This window comes from Serinicoccus sp. JS2-9, from assembly GCF_059025165.1.
On sequence record NZ_CM180091.1, the window covers coordinates 953,081 to 973,972 of the forward strand.

At 72.4% G+C, this 20,892-nt stretch carries 17 protein-coding genes; 7 read left to right on the top strand and 10 right to left on the bottom strand.

Features of this window, described 5'->3' with window-relative positions:
• Positions 1 to 1,182 (bottom strand): lycopene cyclase family protein, encoded by a 1,182-nt coding sequence (locus AC5PYY_RS04785; protein ID WP_493898652.1) that lies wholly within the window; start codon positions 1,180 to 1,182, stop codon positions 1 to 3.
• Between the two features lie 44 nt (positions 1,183 to 1,226).
• Between AC5PYY_RS04785 and AC5PYY_RS04790 the strand changes: the two genes are divergently transcribed.
• Entirely contained in the window at positions 1,227 to 2,156 is a 930-nt protein-coding gene (locus AC5PYY_RS04790; RefSeq protein ID WP_493898653.1) for a phytoene/squalene synthase family protein, read from the top strand.
• Entirely contained in the window at positions 2,153 to 2,608 is a 456-nt protein-coding gene (locus AC5PYY_RS04795) for a hypothetical protein (protein WP_493898654.1), read from the top strand. The genes AC5PYY_RS04790 and AC5PYY_RS04795 overlap by 4 nt, the downstream gene beginning before the upstream one ends.
• Before the next feature lie 112 nt (positions 2,609 to 2,720).
• Here AC5PYY_RS04795 and AC5PYY_RS04800 read toward each other — a convergent pair whose 3' ends face one another.
• From AC5PYY_RS04800 to AC5PYY_RS04810, 3 genes are read right to left on the bottom strand one after another with little or no spacing between them, the layout of a single operon-like run.
• Positions 2,721 to 3,944: a cytochrome P450 gene (locus AC5PYY_RS04800; RefSeq protein WP_493898655.1), complete on the bottom strand. Its 1,224-nt coding sequence runs from the start codon at positions 3,942 to 3,944 to the stop codon at positions 2,721 to 2,723.
• A 12-nt stretch (positions 3,945 to 3,956) separates the two neighbouring features.
• Entirely contained in the window at positions 3,957 to 5,609 is a 1,653-nt protein-coding gene (locus AC5PYY_RS04805) for an FAD-dependent oxidoreductase (protein ID WP_493898656.1), read from the bottom strand.
• Positions 5,609 to 6,436, bottom strand: coding sequence for a methyltransferase domain-containing protein (locus tag AC5PYY_RS04810; RefSeq protein WP_493898657.1), 828 nt, complete (start codon positions 6,434 to 6,436; stop codon positions 5,609 to 5,611). The genes AC5PYY_RS04805 and AC5PYY_RS04810 overlap by 1 nt, the downstream gene beginning before the upstream one ends.
• Positions 6,437 to 6,601: 165 nt before the next feature.
• On the opposite strand from AC5PYY_RS04810, the gene AC5PYY_RS04815 reads away from it, so the two are divergent.
• From AC5PYY_RS04815 to AC5PYY_RS04830, 4 genes are all read left to right on the top strand, one after another.
• Positions 6,602 to 7,543, top strand: a complete 942-nt coding sequence (locus tag AC5PYY_RS04815) for an ABC transporter ATP-binding protein (protein WP_493898658.1) — start codon at positions 6,602 to 6,604, stop codon at positions 7,541 to 7,543.
• Between the two features lie 20 nt (positions 7,544 to 7,563).
• Positions 7,564 to 8,730, top strand: a complete 1,167-nt coding sequence (locus AC5PYY_RS04820) for an ABC transporter permease (RefSeq protein ID WP_493898659.1) — start codon at positions 7,564 to 7,566, stop codon at positions 8,728 to 8,730.
• Positions 8,731 to 9,897, top strand: a complete 1,167-nt coding sequence (locus tag AC5PYY_RS04825; RefSeq protein ID WP_493898660.1) for an ABC transporter permease — start codon at positions 8,731 to 8,733, stop codon at positions 9,895 to 9,897. It begins immediately after the preceding gene.
• A gap of 196 nt (positions 9,898 to 10,093) precedes the next feature.
• Positions 10,094 to 10,888: a hypothetical protein gene (locus AC5PYY_RS04830; RefSeq protein ID WP_493898661.1), complete on the top strand. Its 795-nt coding sequence runs from the start codon at positions 10,094 to 10,096 to the stop codon at positions 10,886 to 10,888.
• 69 nt (positions 10,889 to 10,957) lie between these two features.
• On the opposite strand, the gene AC5PYY_RS04835 is transcribed toward AC5PYY_RS04830, so the two are convergent.
• The 6 genes from AC5PYY_RS04835 to AC5PYY_RS04860 all read right to left on the bottom strand — a co-directional run bounded on the left by AC5PYY_RS04835 (position 10,958) and on the right by AC5PYY_RS04860 (position 19,279).
• Complete coding sequence (locus AC5PYY_RS04835) at positions 10,958 to 13,012, bottom strand: ABC transporter ATP-binding protein (protein WP_493898662.1); 2,055 nt, start codon at positions 13,010 to 13,012, stop codon at positions 10,958 to 10,960.
• Positions 13,009 to 14,745 carry an ABC transporter ATP-binding protein gene (locus tag AC5PYY_RS04840; RefSeq protein WP_493898663.1) on the bottom strand — a complete coding sequence of 579 codons (1,737 nt, stop codon included), beginning with the start codon at positions 14,743 to 14,745 and terminating at the stop codon, positions 13,009 to 13,011. The genes AC5PYY_RS04835 and AC5PYY_RS04840 overlap by 4 nt, the downstream gene beginning before the upstream one ends.
• 17 nt (positions 14,746 to 14,762) lie before the next feature.
• Entirely contained in the window at positions 14,763 to 15,797 is a 1,035-nt protein-coding gene (locus AC5PYY_RS04845) for a hypothetical protein (protein ID WP_493898664.1), read from the bottom strand.
• A gap of 351 nt (positions 15,798 to 16,148) precedes the next feature.
• Positions 16,149 to 17,252: an ArsA family ATPase gene (locus tag AC5PYY_RS04850; RefSeq protein ID WP_493898665.1), complete on the bottom strand. Its 1,104-nt coding sequence runs from the start codon at positions 17,250 to 17,252 to the stop codon at positions 16,149 to 16,151.
• 10 nt (positions 17,253 to 17,262) lie between these two features.
• Positions 17,263 to 17,538, bottom strand: coding sequence for a cory-CC-star protein (locus AC5PYY_RS04855; RefSeq protein ID WP_493898666.1), 276 nt, complete (start codon positions 17,536 to 17,538; stop codon positions 17,263 to 17,265).
• Positions 17,539 to 17,560: 22 nt separating this feature from the next.
• Positions 17,561 to 19,279 carry a carbon starvation CstA family protein gene (locus AC5PYY_RS04860; protein WP_493898667.1) on the bottom strand — a complete coding sequence of 573 codons (1,719 nt, stop codon included), beginning with the start codon at positions 19,277 to 19,279 and terminating at the stop codon, positions 17,561 to 17,563.
• Between the two features lie 313 nt (positions 19,280 to 19,592).
• Between AC5PYY_RS04860 and AC5PYY_RS04865 the strand changes: the two genes are divergently transcribed.
• On the top strand, positions 19,593 to 20,879 hold the full coding sequence (locus tag AC5PYY_RS04865) for an ABC transporter substrate-binding protein (protein ID WP_493898668.1): 1,287 nt from the start codon (positions 19,593 to 19,595) through the stop codon (positions 20,877 to 20,879).
• Positions 20,880 to 20,892: the final 13 nt, after the last annotated feature.

The window sequence follows — 20,892 nt, forward strand, 5'->3', positions numbered from 1 at the left end:
TCAGCGGCGGCCGAGGCGCAGCCCCTGCCAGGGGGCGCCGAGCGTCGCCCGGGTCAGCGCGACCCGTCCAGGCCCCGGCATCGCGACGAACATCCGCCACATCGCCGCCAGCAGCGGCCCGGCGCTCGTGCCGCGGGCCATGAAGTCGCGCTGCCGCGTCGCCCCCAACCGGCCGAAGGCCTCGAAGAGTTCCACCGTGCCGGCCGTGTCCATCCGCAGCAGCGCCCGCAGCCCCGCCTCGCGCACCAGGTCGGCCGAGCCCGGTGGGTCGACCTGCGCGGGCACGTCGCCCGCGGCGATCCGGTCGGCGAGCTCGCGGCCGCTGCGCAGCGAGTGCGCCACCGAGTAGCCCGTGACGAGGTGCCCGCCGCGCCCGGCCACGCCGACCGCGAGCACCCCGGGTGGCGGCGCGACCTCCCGGCCCCGCATGGGGATCCGCACCACCTCGCGGGCCAGCGGCTCGGCGAGGACCTCCTCGGCGACGCCTCGCGCACGGAGCCGTCGGGTCAGGCGGGTGCGCAGCTCGTCGATGCCCAGCCCGGGGGCCGCCGCCAGGCAGGTCTCCTCCAGCAGCACGCGGTCCGCTCCGAGGGGGATGGCGTAGAGGAAGGTCGGGATGTCGCGCTCGCGGTCGCGTTCCTCGCCCGCCGTGCCCGTGGCCGTACCGGTCGCCCCGCCCGTCGTCCAGTCGGTCGTCCAGTCCATGAGCAGGCCCTCGGCACCCTGCAGCGCCGGGGCCGCGTCGCGCGCCGTGACGACGATGCCGTAGGCCGTCTGCGCCGCCGCGTCGTCGACGAGCGGACCGTCCGGGCGGGCGCCCCGCGCGTCGACCACGACGCGGGCCTCCGAGCGCAGCGCGGCCACCCCGACGTCGTCCAGCCGCCCCCGGCGCACCTCGACGGTCTCCAGCGGCAGCGCCTGCTGCAGCGCGACGTTGTCGAGCACGGCATACCCCCGGTGCAGCGGGTGTCGGCCCCGCGCGCGCAGCTCGGGTCGCGCGACCCGGTGCCGTACGACGGAGGAGGGCAGGCCCGCGAGCTCGTCGTCCCACACGCCGTAGGTCGGGCTCCACACCGCCTCGGGGGCGGGATCGACCGCGAGCACGTCCAGTCCGGCGGCCGCGCAGGCCGAGGCGAGCGACCGCCCCGCCGGCCCCAGACCCACCACCGCGACGTCGTGCATGACCTCACCTCCGGCGCCGACCCTAGCCGCACTACGCTAGCCAGATGCAGCAAGGAGTCTCGCCGGCGGCAGATCCCGTGCTGCGCGAAGGGTATGCCCGCTGCCGTGAGCTCACGAAGCGGCACGGCACCACCTACTACTGGGGCGCACGCCTGCTCCCCTCCTCCCAGCGGGTCGACGTCTATGCCGTCTATGCCCTCTGCCGCCTCGCCGACGACATCGTCGACGAGCCAGAGACCGTCGACGTGCCGGTGCCGCCCGATCCGGACCCCGGGGTGCGGTTGCGCGGCTTCGAGGACCTCTTCGTCACCGCGCTGCGCGAGGGCGGCTCGCGCGACCCGGTCATGGCCGCGGTCGTCGACAGCCTGCAGCGGCGCGGCACCGACCCGGAATGCTTCGACCGCTTCTTCCGCGCGATGGAGCTCGACCTGACCCGGGAGACGTGGGCTACCTGGGAGGAGCTGCGCGACGGCTACATGGAGGGCTCGGCCGCCGTCATCGGCGAGATGATGCTCCCGGTGCTGGAGCCGCATACCGGGGTGGCTGCGGCGATGCCGCCGGCGCGCTCGCTGGGTCTGGCCTTCCAGCTCACCAACTTCCTGCGCGACGTGGGCGAGGATCTCGACCGCGGGCGCGTCTACCTGCCCCAGGACGACCTCGCCCGGCACGGCGCCGACCCGCACGAGCGGCGCGTCACCCGGGCCTGGCGGGCGATGATGGCCGAGCAGATCGAGCGCAACCGCGAGCTCTACCGCGACGCCGCCCGCGGGGTGCCGATGCTGCCGACGCCCAGCGCCCGCTGCGTCGCCACGGCGCTGCGCATGTACTCCCTCATCCTCGACCGGATCGAGCAGGCCGACTACGACGTCTTCTCCGAGCGGCGCCGCGTGCCCCGACGCACCAAGGTCGCCATCCTCACCGACGTGCTCGTGCGCGGGCCGGAGCGCCGGCTGCCCGGATCGGATCGGCCATGAGCCCGCTGCCCGGCCTGGCAGGGGCGCAGCTGCCGCACCCGCACCTCATCGTGCTGCGCTCGCTCGCGACCCTCGTGCTCAGCGCGGTCGTCGCCCAGGCCGGCTGGGCCGCGGCCTTCCTCGGGGGCCAGGGCCAGTTCACCGGCTATCACCGGTGGGGCGCCTGGGTCACCCTGACCATCGTCGTCGTCTCCGCCCTGGGGTATGCCGTGCTGCGCCGGTCCGCGGGGCCGGTCAACACCACGCTCGCGGTGCTCGTGGCGCTCGCCGTGGTGGCGCAGGTCGTGCTGGGGCGGCTCGGCGTGACCTCGCCGCACATCTTCCTCGGCGTGCTCATCGCCATGCTCGCCACGGCGCTGACGTCGTGGACCTACCGGCACCAGCTGGACCCGGCCGTGACCGCGCCAGGCTCCCGGGCCGCGTCTCGCTCCGGCTCCGCAGAGGCGGGCTGACGCGAGCGCCTGCTGGCCCGTCGGCGTGTCGCGCACAGAGCTGGAGTGCCCTGCGGCGAGTCGCTCGTCATGACGTGCAGGACGCAGCATGACTCCGACGGGCCGAGGACACCTAGAGGGCGAGCTCGAGCCCCCGCAGCCAGTAGCCCTCGATGAGGTGGTCCCAGCCGAGCTCGGGCTGGGACACGATCCGGGGCCGCTCGGCCAGCAGCCGCACCAGCAGCGCGTCGGTCTCGAGCAGCGCGAGGGGCTGGCCGGGGCACTTGTGCGCGCCGTCGCCGAAGGTGAGGCCGCTGCCGCCGGTGCCGGACGGCATACCTCGTCCTGGGCAGAGGTCGAGCGGGTCCGGGCCCACCGCCTCGGGATCGGTGTTGGTGGCCCGCACGCAGACGTCGACGAGATCGCCGGGCGGGATGGTCCAGCGCTCGTCGCCGTCGCTGATCTCGACCGGCTCCTGCACCCGGCGGTAGAGGTGCCCCACGACCGGTTCCAGCCGGATGATCTCCTCCAGGATGGCCAGCCGCTCCGGCTGCTCCGCGACGAGGTAGCGCTCCAGCAGCGGCGGCGACTCGAGCAGGTGCCAGGCCGCCATGACGACGAACTCGCGGGTGGTGACCATGCCCGCGGTGCCATAGGTCACGCACTCGATGAGGATGCTGGTGCGGCTGTAGCCCTCGGCGAGCAGGTGGCTGACGATGTCGGTGCGCGGGGCCCGTTGCCGGGCGCGGATGGCGGGGCGCACGTCGGCCCACCAGAAACGCAGCACCGGCAGCAGCCCGTTGCGGGCGGCCCGGGCCCAGTCCCGCCGCGAGCGCCCCAGGTCGGCGCGGGTGATGTCGAAAGGAGGCTGGTTGAAGAAGCTCACCAGCCGCCGTGACATCGCCGGCACCGGTGACTCGGTGAGCCCGACCAGCTCCGCGGTGACCTCGACGGTGTAGTGCAGCGCCGCCTCGTCGAGCTGCACCCGACCGCGCTCGCGGGCCTGGGCGACGAGCCGGTCGGCGCACTGCTCCATCAGCGCGCCGTAGCGCTCGGTGACGACCGCCGGGGCCAGGAACCGGGCCACCTTGCGGCGCTGGTCGTCGTGCTGCGGCCCGTCGGAGACGAGGATCGGGTGGTGCTCCAGCCGGCCCTGCGGGATGGCCTCGGCGGTGAACCCGGCCTGGGTGGTGCGGTGCCGGGCCCGGAGTAGCTGCCGGGCCGGCTCCAGGGCGCGCAGCCGCCACACGGTGCTCACGCCCGGCCGGCCGCCGGAGTCCACCCGCTCGACGCGCGGCTCGGTCGCCTCGTCCTCCCGGACCGCTCGGCGCTGGCCGTGCTCGCTCACCTCACCCACCGGTGCTCCTGCTCACGGCGTCGCGGCCGAGGCGGTCGCGCCAGCCCGCCGCGTGGCCTTCGGCCGCCCGGCCGCACCCGACCGCCCGGACCACCCGGCTGCCCCGGACCGCCCGGGCCGCCGCCGCAGGATGCCCTCGAGCGGCACGGTCCATACGTCCTCGCCCCGCGCGCCCCACCCGGCGAGCAGCTCGTTGGCGGCGAGCACGCCGGTCACGGCCGCGCGCTCCATGAGCGCGATCGGCCACGGGACCCGCAGCCCGTCCCCGGCCAGCACCAGCCCGTCGTAGGGCGTGTCGACCGTCAGCCGCTCCCGCCAGGGGTCGGTGCCGACGAGCCCGCAGTCGTCCTCGACGAGCAGCTCCTCGTGCCGGATCCCGGCCCTGGCCGTCTCGGGGTAGACCTCGTGCAGCGAGGCCAGCAGCCGCTCGCGCACGGCGGCCTCGTCCACCCCGCCCCGGCCATCTCCCGCGAGCGTCGCGTCGCGCGCCGGGTCGACGGCATACCCGTGCAGCTCGACGACGGAGCCGCCGTGCTCGCGCGCCCAGTCCGCGGCACCCGCCTCGAAGCGTTCGAGGACGGTGACGTTGTCGAGCAGGTCGTAGCCGCTGGTGCCGAGGAAGGCCTCGCGCCCGGCGTCGACCGGGGTCTCGAGCCAGAGCCGCAGCACGGCGAAGGGAGGCGCGTTGCGGCCGGCGGCGACGCGCGCGTGCCAGTCCTGCTGTGCCGCAACGGGATCCGGGTCGTCGAGCGCGGCAACGAGGGAGCGGGTCGCCCGCGGGTCGGTCGCGAGCACGACCGCATCGGCGGTATGCCGTCCGCCCCCCTCGACCTCGACCTCCCAGTCTCCCTCGGCGCCCCGTCGGAGCGACTCCACCCGCGTGCCGGTGTGCACCCGTCCCCCGAGGCCCTCGAGGTAGCGCCCGAGTGGCGCCCAGAGCACCCGGTCGTAGTCGTCGTCCGGGACGTCGAAGAGCAGCCCTTCCGAGGAGCCGGTGAAGTAGGTGTGGAACATCCCGACCAGCTCGCCGGCGCTGAAGTCGGAGGGGTGGGCGAAGAACGAGCGCGCGAAGACCTCCAGCGCGAGGTGGCGCGCCCCCTCGGGGAAGCGCAGCCGGTCGAGGAAGGCCTCCGCCGACTCCCCGTCGTAGCGCTCGTGGCTCTCGGGGTAGGCCACGCTGATGAGCTCGATCGCGCTGGGCAGGTGCACCTGGGTGAGGCCGCGCAGCGGGAAGGTGGGGCTGCGCACCACGAAGGCGGCGAGGTTGGCCGGCGGCGTCGCCGGCAGCGCGGCGAAGCTGTCGGTCAGCCCGTCGCCACGTCGCAGCGGGTAGTCGGGCACCGGCACGAGGTGCTCGAGCGTCGGGTCGACCCGGCGCAGCAGGGCCCGCAGGGTGTAGTACTGCCGGAAGAAGGCGTGGAAGCCGCGGGACATCGTGCGGTCCTCGCCCACCGGCCACGACCGCACCCGGCCCCCGAGCTGGTCCTGGGCTTCCACCAGGGTCACCTCGACGCCGCGCTCGAGCAGGATCGTGGCGGCCGCGAGGCCGGCGATGCCGCCCCCGACGACGACGACGTGGCGCGGCTCCTGGACCGTGGCGGTGCCGGGGGGTCCGGGGTGGCGCAGGGCGTTGCGGTCGCGACCTGGTGTGAGGCGGTGGGGCATCAGCGGGCTCCCGTCGGTGGGGTGTCGGAGGGGTCGGCCCCCGCGGCGGTGCCGGCGTCAGGGCCCGCGTCGGGGTCCAGCGGACGGCGGGCCAGCACGGTGTGCAGGATCCCGCGCTGCCAGCCGCGCGCGGTGGTCCAGGTGACGTCGACGAAACCGGCCCGGCCGAGCCGCTCGCTCAGCGAGGTCGTGCTCTCGTTGTCGAGGACGCTGCGCCACAGGTAGCGGTAGATCTCGGGGTTGCCCCGCACGACGGCGGACAGCGGAGTCACCACGCCCCGGCACACCGCGGTCCAGGTGCGCTCGGCGCGGCGGTCTCCGGCGACGTGGTAGTCGTGCAGGGCGATCCACCCGCCGGGCCGCACCTGGTCGTGGATCGCCCGGAGCACCCCGTCGCGCTCCGCGGCGGGCACGTTGCGCAGCAGGTATGCCGCGAAGGCGCCGTCGGCGGGGCCGTCTAGGTGGGCGGCGGCGGTGTCGGTGAGGTGCTGGGCGGTGCCCTCGACGAAGGTGACCGTGGCGGGCCAGTCCTTGGCGCGGGCCTGCGCGAGCATGCCGCCAGAGGCGTCCAGGCCGACGATCCGGGTGCCGGGCCGGGTGCTGCGCAGCAGGGCCTGGGTGGACAAGCCCGAGCCGCAGCCGAGGTCCCACAGGGTGGCCGGCTCATCGGTGGTGGCGCGTAGCCGCTGCACGAGGGCGTCGGCCGCGGCCCGCAGCTCGCGGTGGTAGCCGGGGTTGAGCCGGGTGAGCAGGTCGTAGCGCCCCGCGGCGCGGTCGAACTCGCGGGAGAGCTGGTGCTCCCGCCGATCCACGTCGTCCGTCGTCACCGCGGCACCTCGTCTCTCATCGGCTGGGGATTGTCGTCCGGCTCGGGAGACACCATCTTGCCCTGCGCCGATCCTGGCGCGTGCCGCGGGACCGGCGGACACGTCATATCGAGCCTGGGACACTTGTCATGCACCGAGGCGGGCTGCGCCGTCTAGCGTGGCGGCATGACTTCTCCCGTGCTCGAGGTCGACGGCCTGCGTCGGACGTTCGGATCCCTCACCGCCGTCGACGGCATCAGCTTCACCATCGGGCGCGGGGAGACCTTCGGGCTGCTCGGACCCAACGGCGCCGGCAAGACGACCACGATCTCCATGGTGGTCGGTCTGCTGCGGCCGGATGCGGGGCGGGTGCTGGTGAGCGGCATCGCCATGGGGGAGGACCCGATCGCCGCGAAGCGCCGGCTCGGCCTGGTGCCGCAGGACCTGGCGATCTATCCGGAGCTGTCCGCACGCGACAACCTGATCTACTTCGGCCGGCTGCAGGGGCTCACGGGGCCGCGGCTGCGCGAGCGGGTCGCGACCGTGCTGGAGATCGTCGGGCTGACCGACCGCGCGAAGGGGGCGAGCAAGACGTTCTCCGGGGGGATGAAGCGGCGGCTCAACATCGCCGTCGGGCTGCTGCACGAGCCGGAGCTGCTCATCCTCGACGAGCCGACCGTGGGCGTCGACCCGCAGTCGCGCAACGCGATCCTCGAGTCGGTGGAGGCGCTCTCGACCGAGGGAATGGCGGTGCTCTACACCACGCACTACATGGAGGAGGCGGAGCGGCTGTGCGACCGGATCGCCATCGTCGACGACGGCCGGATCCAGGCCGAGGGTGACCGGGGGCAGCTGGTCGACCTCGTCGGCGGCACCGACACGGTGACGCTCACCGGCAGTGGTGACCTGGAGGCGGCGCAGGCGGCCCTGTCGTCCTCGCCCGCCGTGACCCAGGTGCACCGGGAGCACGGGCAGCTGCTGCTGACGGTGCAGGGGGCGCCGAGCGCGATCAGCGGGATCGTCAACGCGAGCACGGGTGCCGGCATGGCGCTCACCGACGTGGAGATCTCCCGCCCCGACCTCGAGTCGGTCTTCCTCCACCTCACCGGCAAGGCGCTGCGGGACTGACCATGCCAGCGCCAGTCTCGATGCCCCGACTCCTCGTCATGGTCCTCTCCGACCTGCGCCAGCAGGTGCTGGACAAGTCGTTCGTCATCTTCGGGCTCGTCGTGCCCTTCGCGCTCATGTGGGTCTTCTCCCTGGTCTTCACGCCGCTCGCGGACGACCTGGAGCCGATCACCGTGGCCGTCTCCGCGCCCGCCGAGGACCAGGTCGCCCAGGTGATCCCGCAGACCCTGCAGGAGATCGACCCGGCCCAGCTCGACGTGCGGGTGGAGACCGCGACGGCCGACGAGGTGGCCGACCGGGTGGACGCCGGGAGGGCGGGCGCCGGGATCGTCGTGCCGGAGGACTTCGGTGCCGCCCTGGCCGCCGGCGCGGCGCCGGAGGTGGTCGTCCACCGGCCCGAGGACGCCGGAGTGGAGGCCGACGTCGTGACCAGTGTCATCGACGGCGTGCTCACCCAGCTGACGGCGACCAACCGCACCGCCTGGGCCCTGGACGACCTCGGGGCGACGCAGGAGGAGATGGGGCAGGCGTTGGGTGAGGGGGTCGACGGGCCGGCCGTGAGCTGGGTCGCCGGTGAGACGGCCGACGAGCAGCTGACGCCCAGTGCGTCGATCGTCGCCGGTCAGGCGGGTTTCTTCCTGCTCTTCACGGTCGGCTTCGGCGTGCTCGGCCTCATCGTCGAGCGGGAGTGGGGCACGCTGCCGCGGTTGCTCTCCATGCCGATCCCGGGGTGGTGGCCGGCGCTCTCGAAGGGGCTGTCGAGCTTCGTGCTGGGCGTCGTCGCCACCGCGGTGCTGCTGCTCGCCGGGTCGCTCGTCTTCGACGACGTGGCGCTGGGGTCGCCCTGGCCCATCGGGGTGCTGCTCGTCGCGGTCGTCGCGGCCGCGACCTCGATCGGCTTCGTCATCGCCAAGGTGGCCCGCTCGGCCGAGCAGGCCGGTGTCGCGCAGACCATCGTCGCGATCACCCTGGGGATGAGCGGTGGCTCCTTCTTCCGCGTGCCGTCCTCCGGGACGATCGGCACGGTGCTGGAGGTCAACCCGGTCGCCGCGTTGGGCCGGGGGCTCGGCATCACCTCCGGTGGTGGGGGCGTCGCCGACCTGACCCCCGTCCTGCTCACCATGCTCGTCTTCACCCTCGCGATGCTGCTGCTCGCGCGGGTCGTGCCCGGCCGGAAGGACGCCTGAGTGAGATCCGTGCTCGCCATCACCGTCGTGGAGCTGCGGCGCTTCTTCGCCGACCGCTCCAACCTCTTCTTCGTCTTCATCTTCCCGCTGGCCATGGTGACCGTCATCGGCTGGCAGTTCGGCGGAGACGGGCCCACCTCGCAGGTCTCGGTCGTCGCTCCCGAGGGGTCGGCGCACGACGCCCTCGTGAGTCGTTGGCAGGAGGCTGACCTCGAGGTCCTCGTGCGCGACGACGCCGCCACGCTGCGCGAGGACGTCGCCCGCGGTGACTCCGACGTCGGGGTGGTGATCCCCGAGGCGAGCGCACAGGCATACCTCGACGGGGCCGCGATGGAGCTGGAGATCGTGCAGGGCACCTCCTCGCAGGCCCCGGCGGTGGCCGAGGTGGTGCGGGCGCAGGCCGAGGCGGTGGCCGTGTCCGCGCAGCAGCACGAGGTCGTCAGCACGGTCGTGCCCGCGCAGGAGGCGGGCGACGCGCTGGACCGGGCTGCTGCCGCGGTCGCCGAGCCCGAGCTGCTCGTGGTGCAGCCCGACAGCGAGCTGGCGCAGGCCTTCGAGGGGGCGGGGCAGTTCGGCACGGGGGCCACTGCGCAGCTGCTGCTCTTCGTCTTCCTCAGCACGCTCACCGCCTCGGCCGCGCTGATCAAGGCGCGGCGCGACGGGGTCATCCGCCGCACGCTGTCGGCGCCGGTCACGACGGCGCAGACGATGCTGGGCCTCATCGTCGGCCGGGTGGCGATCGGGGTCTTCCAGGGTGCCTACATCATGGTGGCCAGCTCGCTGCTCTTCGACGTCGGATGGGGTGATCTGCGGGTGACGCTCGTGGTGCTGCTCGCGTTCGCGCTCATCGCCGCCGGGGCAGCCATGGTCATCGGGGTCGTCGTCGACAGCGAGGGGGCGGCCAGCGGGCTCTCGGTCGGTGCGGGGCTGGTCATCGCGGCGATCGGCGGCTGCATGGTGCCGCTGGAGCTCTACCCCGACCGGCTGCGCACCATCGCCCACCTCACGCCGCACGCCTGGGCCTACGACGCGCTCGCCGACATCCAGCGGCGCGGCGCCGGCCTGGTCGACGTCCTCCCAGAGGTCGGCGTCCTGGTCGCCATGGCCGTCGCGGTCCTGGCTCTCGGCGCCCTCCTGCTGCGCCGCAGCCTCGCCCGCGCCATGTGACCCTCACCCCTGCATACCCACCGAGCGTCGCGGATGGTTGCCCAGCACCCCACCGGGCGTCGTGAATGGTTGCTCCCGACGCCGGACGAGGAGGGAGTAGGCTCAGGGTGAGCCGCACGTCGGTGGACACGCCGCCGCACCTCGACGTCGACAGGGCGTCCTGGGACGGCGGCGCACGCACCAAGGGGTATGACGTATGGACCAGGGGCAGCAGACCCGTCACGTCGGTCGTCTCGCGCGGTCGCCACGTGGTCATGCCCTGCGCGGCCTGGCGCTCGGCGCCGCCCTGCTGATGTTCACCGGCTGCGACGGCACCGCGCAGAGCCCGCTGACCGGTGACGGGGAGGCTGCCAGCGCGTCGGCGGCCCCGGCCCCCGCCCCGGCACCGACCAACGACGGGGCGGCCCCGCCCCTGGCCGAGGTGTGGCCCGCGGCGCTGGAGCAGGCCGAGGCGGCCGAGGAGGTCAACGCCCTCATCCGGGGCAACACGCAGGGCATGGTGATCGAGGCGGAGGTCGCGGGTCAGTTCGACGACTCGAACTACCAGGTCAACGCGACGATGGACGACCTCGAGATCTCCATCATCTTCGCCGACGACCAGCACTATCTCCGCGGCAACGAGGCCTACTGGGAGGTGTCGGGCGCGCCCGAGCCCGAGCGGCTCGACGGCGAGTGGGTGGAGGCGCCCTCCTCCCTCGACCTGCGCGGCTTCTCCCTGTCCTCCTTGTGGGAGGGCGCCCTCGGGGTGGCGCCGGCCGCGGATGCCGACCTCGAGACCAGCGCCGTCGAGGTCACCGAGCTCAATGGTCGCGCGGCCTACCACTACACGCTCGCCGCGACCGGCGCCGAGGTATGGGTCTCCGTGGTCGACAGCAAGCTGCTCAAGGTCAGCATGCCCGACGCGGGCGAGGAGCCGACCGAGCTGGAGGTCTTCACCTGGGAGGACGCGCCGGAGATCTTTCCGCCCGACGCGATCACCATCGACGACTGAGCAACCCTTCGCGGCGCCCGGTCGGTCTAGGGACAACCCTTCGCGACGCCCGGTGGGTATGCCGCTCGCTCAGACCTGCTCGACCTCCACCGCGGCGCCGCTGAACTGCGCGGCGTGCAGCCGGGCGTAGGCGCCGTCGGCCTCGAGCAGCTCGGCGTGGGTGCCCTGCTCGACGATGCGCCCCGCCTCCATGACGAGGATGAGGTCGGCGTCCCGGATCGTCGAGAGCCGGTGCGCGATGACGAAGCTGGTGCGGTCGGCGCGCAGCCGGGCCATCGCCTCCTGCACCAGCAGCTCGGTGCGTGTGTCGACCGAGCTGGTGGCCTCGTCGAGGATGAGCAGCGAGGGCTGGGCGATGAAGGCCCGCGCGATGGTGATGAGCTGCTTCTCCCCGACCGACACCGTGGTGCCCTCGTCGTCGACCGTGGTGTCATAGCCCTCCGGCAGGTGCTGGACGAAGCGGTCGACGTAGGCCGCCTCGGCGGCGTCGCGGATCTCCTCGGGGGTCGCGCCCGGGCGCCCGTAGGCGATGTTGTCGGCGATGCTGCCGCCGAAGAGCCAGGTGTCCTGCAGCACCATGCCGACCCGTGAGCGCAGGTCTTCCCTGGTCATCGTCGTGATGTCGCGACCGTCGAGCGTGATCCGCCCGCCGTCCAACTCGTAGAAGCGCAGGATGAGGTTGACCAGCGTCGTCTTGCCGGCCCCGGTCGGCCCCACGATCGCCACCGTCTGACCCGGCTCCGCGACGAGCGTGAGGTCCTCGATGAGCGGCTCCTCGCCGTAGGAGAACGACACGTCCTCGAAGGCGATCCGCCCGCTGCGCCCGCGCGGTGCCGCGTCGGCGTCCACCGGGTCGGGGACCTGCCGGTCCGCGTCGAGCAGCTCGAAGGTCCGCTCCGCCGAGGCGACGCCGGACTGCAGCAGGTTGGCCATCGAGGCCACCTGGGTCACCGGCTGGGTGAACTGGCGGGAGTACTGGATGAAGGCCTGCACGCTCCCCAGCGAGAGGGTCCCGGAGGTCACCCGGAGCGCCCCGACGACGGCGACCAGCACATACCCGAGATTGCCGATGAGAAACATCGCGGGCATGATCACGCCGCTCATGAACTGCGCCCGCCAGGTGACGTCGTAGAGCCGGTCGTTGATCTCCCGCATCCGCTCGGTCACCTGCTCGCGACGCCCGAAGACGGTCACCAGCTCGTGCCCGGTGAAGGCCTCCTCGATCTGCCCGTTGAGGGTGCCGGTGTGCGCCCACTGCGCCTTGAAGAGCTTCTGGCTGCGCCGCGCGATGAGGATCGTCACCAGCACCGACACCGGGATGGTGAGCAGGGCGATGAGGGTCAACGTCGGCGAGATCCACAGCATCATCGCGAGGATCGCGAGCACCGTCACGAGCGCGTTGAGCAGCTGGCCGAAGGTCTGCTGCAGCGTCTGCTGCAGGTTGTCGAGGTCGTTGGTGACGCGGGAGAGGATCTCGCCGCGAGGTTGGGCGTCGAAGTAGGCCAGCGGCAGCTCGTGCAGCTGCTCCTCGGCGTCGGCGCGCAGGTCGCGCACGGTCCACATCGAGATCCGGTTGACCAGCCGGGTCGAGATCCACATGAGCACGGCGGAGCCGAGGTAGAGCGCGACGACCAGGGCGACGGTCCGCCCGACGGCACCGAAGTCGATGCCCTCGCCCGGCACCAGGTATGGCGTGCCCGCCACCAGGTCCGCCATGGTGTCCTCACCGTCGGCCCGTAGGCCCGCGACGACGTCGTCCACGTCGGCCCCCGCGGGCAGGCGGGCCCCGAGGAAGCCGGCGAAGACGTAGTCGGTGGCGCGCCCGAGCACTCTCGGGCCCAGGACGCTGAGCACCACCGCGACGAGGGTCAGCAGGACCGAGAGCCCGATGAGCAGCCGGAACGGCGCCAGCCGTCCGAGGAGGCGCCGGGCCGAGGCCGCGAAGTTGCTGGGCTTGTCGACCGGCACCGCGGCCCCGATGGGTCCACCCGGACCTCGTCGGGCCTGCGGCCGCGGGGTGGCGGTGCCGGAGGTGGATCCAGCAGTCGACTCGGACGTCGACCCGGGCGTCGACCCGGAGTTCGAGTCGACGTTCGATTCGGTGCTGGCGTCCTTGTCACTCATGCCGCCACCTCCCCGCGCTCTTGGCTCCGGACGATCTCGGCATACGTCTCGCATCCCTCGAGCAGCTCGGCGTGGGTGCCGACGCCGACGATCCGGCCCTGCTCGAGCACGACGATCTGGTCGGCGTCGACGATGGTCGAGACCCGCTGGGCCACCACGATCACGGTGGCGTCGCGGGTCATCGGGCGCAACGCCGCTCGCAGGCGGGCGTCGGTGGACAGGTCGAGCGCCGAGAAGGAGTCGTCGAAGAGGTAGATCGACGGGCGGGCCACGAGAGCACGCGCGATGCACAGGCGTTGCCGCTGCCCGCCGGAGACGTTGGTGCCGCCCTGGGCGATGGGGTGGTCCAGCCCTTCGGCGGTCGCGCGCACGAAGTCGTCGGCCTGAGCCACCCGCAGCGCCTCCCACAGCTCCTCGTCGGTGGTGTCCGGACGGCCGAAGCGCAGGTTGGAGGCGACGGTCCCGGAGAAGAGGTAGGGCCGCTGCGGCACGAGGCCGACCATCGACCACAACGTCTCGGGCGCCAGGTCGCGCACGTCCACCCCGTCGAGCCGGATCATCCCGTCGCTGACGTCGGCCAGCCTGGGGATGAGCCGCATCAGGGTCGTCTTGCCGGAGCCGGTGCCGCCCACGATCGCCGTGGTGGTGCCGGGTCGGGCGGTGAAGCTCACGTCGCAGAGCACGGGCGCGTCGGCGCCCGGATAGGTGAAGTCGACGTCGTCGAGCTGGACGGTGCCCGGCCGCTCGGCATCCGGGCTGCTCGGGCTGGCGGGCGCGACCACGGTCGTGTCGGTCTCCAGGACCGCGCCGATGCGCTCGGCGGAGACGGAGGCGCGCGGGATCATCGTCGCCACCATCGTCGCCATCATGATCGACATGAGGATCTGGATGAGATAGCTGATGTATGCCGTGAGCGCCCCCACCTCCATCGCTCCGGCCTCGACCCGCTGGGCGCCGAACCAGATGACGCCGACGCTGGAGAGGTTCATGACGAGCATGACGAAGGGGAACATCAGCGCCATGAGGTCACCGACGCGCAGCCCGATGCCGGTCAGCTCGGTGTTGGTGTCGTGGAAGCGCTCGCGTTCGTGCTCCTCGCGGGTGAAGGCCCGGATCACCCGGATCCCCGTGATCTGCTCGCGCAGCACCCGGTTCACGGCATCCAGCTGCACCTGCTGGGCCCGGAAGAGCGGCACCATCCGGCGGATGATGAGCGCCATCCCCAGCAGCAGGACGGTCACGGCCACGGCGATGAGCGGGGAGAGCCCCACGTCCTGCCGCACCGCCATGATGACGCCGCCCACGGCGGTGATCGGCGCGGCGACGAGCATGACCAGCGCCATGAAGGTCACCTGCTGCACCTGCTGCACGTCGTTGGTGCTGCGGGTGATGAGCGAGGGCGGCCCGAAGTGCCCCAGCTCGCGCGAGGAGAAGGACAGCACGCGGTCGAAGAGCGCAGCGCGGACGTCGCGCCCGACGCTCATCGCCGTGCGCGCCGCCGCCCAGGTGGCGCCGATCTGGGCCAGCGCCTGCACCGCGCTGACGAGCAGCATGATGCCGCCGACCCGCCAGATGTAGGGCAGGTCGGTCTGCACGATGCCCTGGTCGATGATGTCGGCGTTGAGGCTCGGCAGATAGAGGCTGGCGGCCGTCGCCACCAGCTGCAGGGTGAGCACGACGACCACCAGTCCCGCATAGGGCCGCAGGTGGGTGCGCAGGAGTCGGAGGAGCACCTGTTGATTGTGCACCGTCACCCAGGGTGAGAGTCATCTCCCTCCGGACCAGGTATGCCGCCGCTCTCCCCCTGCGTTGCGCAGCGTCGCCAGGGAGGGGCTCGCCTCCGTCCAGGCCAGGTATGCGGTCGGAGCCGGTTGCGCAGGACCACCGTGCGGACCCGTTCGAGCACCTGGGCCGGCCGACGGGCGATAGACCTCGGGGTGACGCCCACGACGATGACGCTGTGCTCGGCGTAGGCGCCGTCCTTCTCCACAGTCATACTCCACAGGTCGGTGCCGTCGTCGTCATAGCCGCTGTGGTGCTGGCGGGAGTGCACCTGGGCTGCCACCCCGGCCTCCGCGAAGAAGGCGTCGGGTGTCCCGATCAGACGTCCGGCGAGGTCGGTCAGGCGCGGGTTGAGCAGCCGGGGAGGCAGCTCTGAGCAGGTGGCGAGCAGCCTGTCGAACTCGCCTTCGGGCAGGCTCCACGCCCGCCGGTCGAAGGTCTCCAGTGCCGCGACCAGCGGGGCGTTGGCGAGGCGCGGTGTGGCGCGCAGCTCCTGGTGCAGCCGGTCGGGGTGGGTCCGGCCCTGCTGGAGGGCCGACAAGGCGAGAGCGGTGAGGTCGCGGTGGGTCATGTCCTGGTGCTGCGCGGTGTCGAGCAGGGCACGGTCGAGGCCCACGACGAGCACGCACCCCAGCTCCTTCGCGACGCGGACCTCGCGGGTGGTGCGCACGGTGCGGACCGGTCCGTGAGCCCTCGCCCGAGACGTCCCGGGCACCAGGAAGACGGCCTCCTCGCGATCGGCGCCGACGAGCCCGTGCCAGGCGAGGGCCACACCCCCTGTCAGGACGGCACCCGGTCCGGCCCACAGCGCTGCGGCAGCCAGCCGGTCGTCCCCGTGGAGGGGACCGCGATGTGGCGCCACCACGCCGGGCATCGGCTGCTGCCAGCGGCGGTCGAGCCCATGGGTGATGGCCGAGCGGGTCAGTCCGGCGTCTCGGAGCTGGCGTGTCGTGGCCAGCCCCCGTTGCCCCGGGAGGTCCGGGAAGGGCGGTGAAGGGCTCATGATCGAAGGCAACACCAGCCCTGGGCGGGTCTCCAGGGCGAGCGCCAGATCTGTGGACGACGGGCTGGCGACCACAAGGGGTGTGGATGACTCCTGCCAGCAGTCGGCGCAGATGGTGTGGGCCGGTGGCGTGCGGGTGAGATCTGGCGAGGGCTGCTGAGGACCTGTGCGGAAGGCTTGTTGCGGTCTGCACGCGCAGACGTGCGACTCGCCGCAGAGCCCTTCGGCCATGTGCACGACACGCCGGGGATGGTTGATGACGCTGGGGGCCAGGAGCACGGCGGGCCGAGGCCAGAGACGGAGGTGAGTCAGGGGTGGCCGGCTACCAGCCGGTTCAGCCCTTGCAGGTCCTCACTCCAGGTGTGCCGCCAGAAGGCTCAGGCCGTCCACACCGAGGACCTCGCCCGGGAGCAGCGGCACCTGGGTCACGGGGATCCCGGGCAGTGCCTCGGTGAGCTGGGCGACATACCCCTCCTCGAGCCCGTGCCGGCTGGCGAGCAACGGCCCACCGTCGGCCGGCGAGCGCTTGTTGACCACGAGCGCGCCGACCTCCATCCCCGCCCGCTCCAACTGCGCGTGCAGCTCGACGGTCTCCAGCACGGGAAGGCGTTCGGCGGCGAGGACGATGACGAAGGCGGATCGGGCCGGGTCCTGCAGCAGGTCCCGCAGGTCGGAGAAGCGACGCTGCCGCCGGTCGAGGATGTCGCGGATCTCCGCGTCCCGCCGACCCCGACGGTCCCTCGGAGTTCCGCGCTCGCCCCGAGCCGCCCGATCCCGACGAACCTCCCGATCTCGAAGAGATCCCCAAAGCCCTCGATCTCCGAGAAGCCCCCGATCCCCGCCGCCGATGACGTCGGCCGCGGCGCGCTCGCCGGCGTCCCGCCGCCCTTCCAGCCCCCGCAGCGCGGCGCCGAACCGCGCCGACCGGTCCTGCCTGCGCAGCAGCCCCTCGGTCCAGGCCTGCATGAGCTCCGGCAGCGCCACCAGCCGTGAGGTGTGCCCCGACGGCGCCGTGTCGAAGATGACGAGCTCGTCGGGGTGGCGCTGCTCGACCACCTCGGCGATCCGCTCCAGCACGGCGGCCTCATGGGTGCCGGGGGCGTCCCGCGCGAGCTCCAGGTGGGTCGCGACCTCGCCCTGGAGGTGCTCGGGCATGAGCCGCTGCATGGTCGCGCGGACGGCCCGCAGGTGGGCATCGGTCGTGCGGACCGGGTCGATCTCCAGGCCGCGCAGCAGCGGAGCGAGCTCGACGACCTTGTCGCCCACCGCGCGGCCCCACAGGTGCCCGAGGTTGTGGGCCGGGTCGGTCGAGACGACGAGCACCCGGCGACCGCCCCGCGCCAGCGACAACCCCAGCGCCGACGCGACGGCCGTCTTGCCCACCCCGCCCTTGCCGCCGACGAAGAGCACCTCCCGACCCTGCGCCAGGGCGACGAGCCCGGGCGGGGGCGTCACGGCATACCTCTCAGCAGCACGAGAAGTGGTCCAGCGGGCTGCGGTCCAGGCCCATCCGCCGGTGCCAGTCGTGGACCTGGTCGTAGACCACGGGCAGCAGCTCGATCGTGTAGTAGCTCGCCGGGTTGGGCACGCCGAGCGCCTCGGCCATGACGATGACGAGGAAGAGGTCGTCCTCGTCCTGCCGCGCCCGCGCGAAGGTGCGCCGGTAGGGCCCGGAGTAGACTTCGCCCAGCGCCGCGGCCACCTGCGCGAGGCGGCTCCGGGGCTGCGGGTCGTCCGTCATCCCCCCAGGGTATGCCGCTCGCTCAGTCTGCCGAGCGCCCCGGCTGACCGGAGGAGACCTCGGTCTGCGCCAGCTCGGCGTCGTCGTCGCCGTCGTAGTCGCGGGCCTTGCGCATGGCGCCCAGCGCCTCGACCATCACCCACAGCGAGGCGACGAGGATGACGATGTCGAGCACCAGCAGCAGCCAGTTGCCCTCGGACCAGAAGGTGCCGAGCTGGATGAAGAGCGCATAGAGCGTCATGAAGCTGACGAAGACGAGCGGGATCAGCGCGGGCAGGGCGGTGCGGCCGCGGCGCAGCAGCATGATCGCGACGATCGAGAGCGTGAGCCCGGCGAGCAGCTGGTTGGTCGTGCCGAAGAGCGGCCAGATGAGCATGCCGCCCGAGCCGTCCACGCCGGCGCCGAAGGTCAGGGCCAGCGCGACGCCGACCGCGATGAGGGTGGCGGGGCCCTTGCGCAGCTGGACGCCGGCGATGTCGCCGATCTCCTGCACGACGAAGCGCTGCAGCCGGACCCCGGTGTCCATCGTCGTCGCGGCGAAGAGGATCGCGGTCGTCGCGAGGATGGTGGCGGCCAGCGACTGCGGCAGCCCGAGGCCGCTCTCGACGATGGCCCCACCGCCGGAGACGAAGGCGCCGACGCTGCCCTGCCCGAAGGCGGAGTAGGTCTCCTCCCACGCCGCGAGGCTCTGGAAGCCCGCCGTCGCGGCGATGATCGCGCCGAGGGCCAGCAGCCCCTCGCCGACCGCACCGAAGTAGCCGACGAAGCGGGCGTCGCTCTCCTTGTCCAGCTGCTTGGAGCTGGTGCCCGAGCTCACCATGCCGTGGAAGCCGGAGATGGCGCCGCAGGCGATGGTGACGAAGAGCAGCGGGACGATCGAGGGCGTGCCCTCGGGCACGTTGCCGTTGACCGCGGGGGCCACGATCTCGGGCCGGGCAAGCAGGACCGAGCCGTAGAGGATGCCCAGCGCGACGAAGAGCTGCAGGCCGTTGATGTAGTCGCGCGGCTGCAGCAGCACCCACACCGGCAGCATCGAGGCGACGCCGGCGTAGATGAACAGCAGGATGATCCAGACCGCGTTGGCCGGCAGCCCGGCCACCGTCTCCGGCAGCGCGAGCGGCACCTGGTCGCCGATCCAGATGAGGGCGTAGAGCGAGGCCACGCCGACGACGGACACGACCGGCAGGCTCCACCGCAGTCGGTAGATCGCCTGCCCGACGAGCAGCGCCACGAGCAGCGCGCCCCAGGTCGGGATGACCGCGGTCGGGGTGCTCACGAGCAGCCCGGCGATGACGACGGCGAAGGCCGCGTTGACCATGAGCAGCAGCAGGAAGATGACGACGAGGAAGAGGTTGCGGCCGCGCGCCCCGATGTAGCGGCCGGACAGCGCCCCCATCGACTGCCCCTTGTTGCGCACCGACGCCCACAGCGCCCCCAGGTCGTGCATCCCGGCGAAGAAGACGGTGCCGATGGTCACCCAGAGGAAGGCCGGCAGCCAGCCCCAGATCACCGCGATCGCGGGGCCGACGATCGGCGCCGCGCCGGCGACCGAGGTGAAGTGGTGGCCCCAGAGGACGTACTTGTTGGTCGGCACGTAGTCGACCCCGTCCTCGAGCTCGTGCGCCGGGGTGCTGCGCGAGTCGTCCAGGGCGTAGATCTTGCTCGCGAGGAAGCGCGAGTAGAGCGCATACCCCGCCAGGATCATGAGGACGCCGATGAGGGCGAGAACGAGCGAGTTCATGGCGGTCTCCGTCGACATGAGCCAGGGGCGGCGCAGGGAGCGGCGCGGGTATGACGTGCCGAGACTATCGCGTCCCAGCCGCCACACCAACCACTTCCGTCATATCAGCCCGCACCGGGCGTCGCGAATGGTTGCCCCAGCCGCCACCCGGCGTCGCGAATGGTTGCCCCCACCCCCACCGGGCGTCGCGAATGGTTACCCGGATCACTTTCCTTTACGGAAACTTGACCGTTTTACCCTTGTGGCCGACCGCCGCCCCGTGGTTCGGTGGACAGACCGATGGCGCTGCCGCCACCGGGGGGAGGGAGTCTTCATGGTCCAGCGACGTCCCGCGGCGCGGCCGAGCCGGCGCAGCGTCCTCAAGGCGGCGGCCCTCGGGGCCCTGGGCGTCGGCGGGGCCGGCGGCCTCAGCGGCTGCTCCGGGGTGGCCGAGGGCAGCGCCCGCTTCCTCATGAACAAGCCCGAGGTGGTCGGCTACTTCGGCGATCTCGTCGAGACCTACAACGCCGACTCTCCGGCCACGCCGATCTTCTTCGACAGCACGCCGACCTCGATCTCGGCGCAGTTCGTGCGCGGGGTGCCGCCCGACATCGCCTGCTACAACTACCAGTACGAAGCCTCCACCTATGTCCGCCGGGACGTTCTCACCGACCTGCGCGACACCCCTCAGGCCGAGCTCATCGCGCCCAACGTGCAGGAGCTGGTCAGCCAGTTCGCCGACGAGGACCACCGCTTCCACGTCCTCCCCTACTCCACCGCCGCCGAGGGCGTCATCTACAACCGGCAGCTCTTCGAGGAGCAGGGGCTGGAGGTTCCGACGACGTGGACCGAGTTCCTCGAGGTATGCCGTACCTTCCAGGACGCGGGCATCACCCCGATCTACGGCACCTTCAACGAGGGCTGGACGATGCAGCAGGGCCTGTTCGACTACTGCGTCGGCGGGGCGGTCGACGTCGCCGCGTTCTACGAAGGGCTGCGCGAGGTCGGGGTGGACTTCGAGCCGGGCGCGGACTACTCCTTCAGCGGGGTCATGCCCGAGGCGATCGAGAAGCTCGTCATGCTGCGCGAGTTCCACCAGGACAACGCGCTCACCCAGGGCTACCCGGACGGCAACCTCGCCTTCGGGCGTGGTGACGCGGCGATGTACTTCCAGGGCCCCTGGGCCCTCGGCGAGATCGCCAAGGTCGACCCGGACCTGCCGGTCGGCACCTTCCCGCTGCCGATGACCGACGACCCTGCCGACACCCGCTGCCGCGTCAACATCGACCTCGGCGTGTGGATCCCCAGCTCCACGGCGCACCAGGAGGGGGCGATGGGGCTGCTGGAGTTCCTCTTCCAGCCCGATGTCATCAACACCTACAACCAGGAGAACCTCTACTACTCGCCGCTGGCCGACGCTCCCCCGCAGCCCGACGAGCGGGTCAACGGCCTGCAGGAGTATGTCGACAGCGGCCAGTTCTACCAGGGGCCGGGGACCTTCATGCCCCCGACGATCCCGCTGCCGAACTACCTGCAGGGGCTCATGATCACCGGCGACGTGAGCGACTTCCTGAGCCAGCTCGACGAGGACTGGCGGCGGCTCGCGCTGCGGTCGGCCTGAGGGGAGACAGACA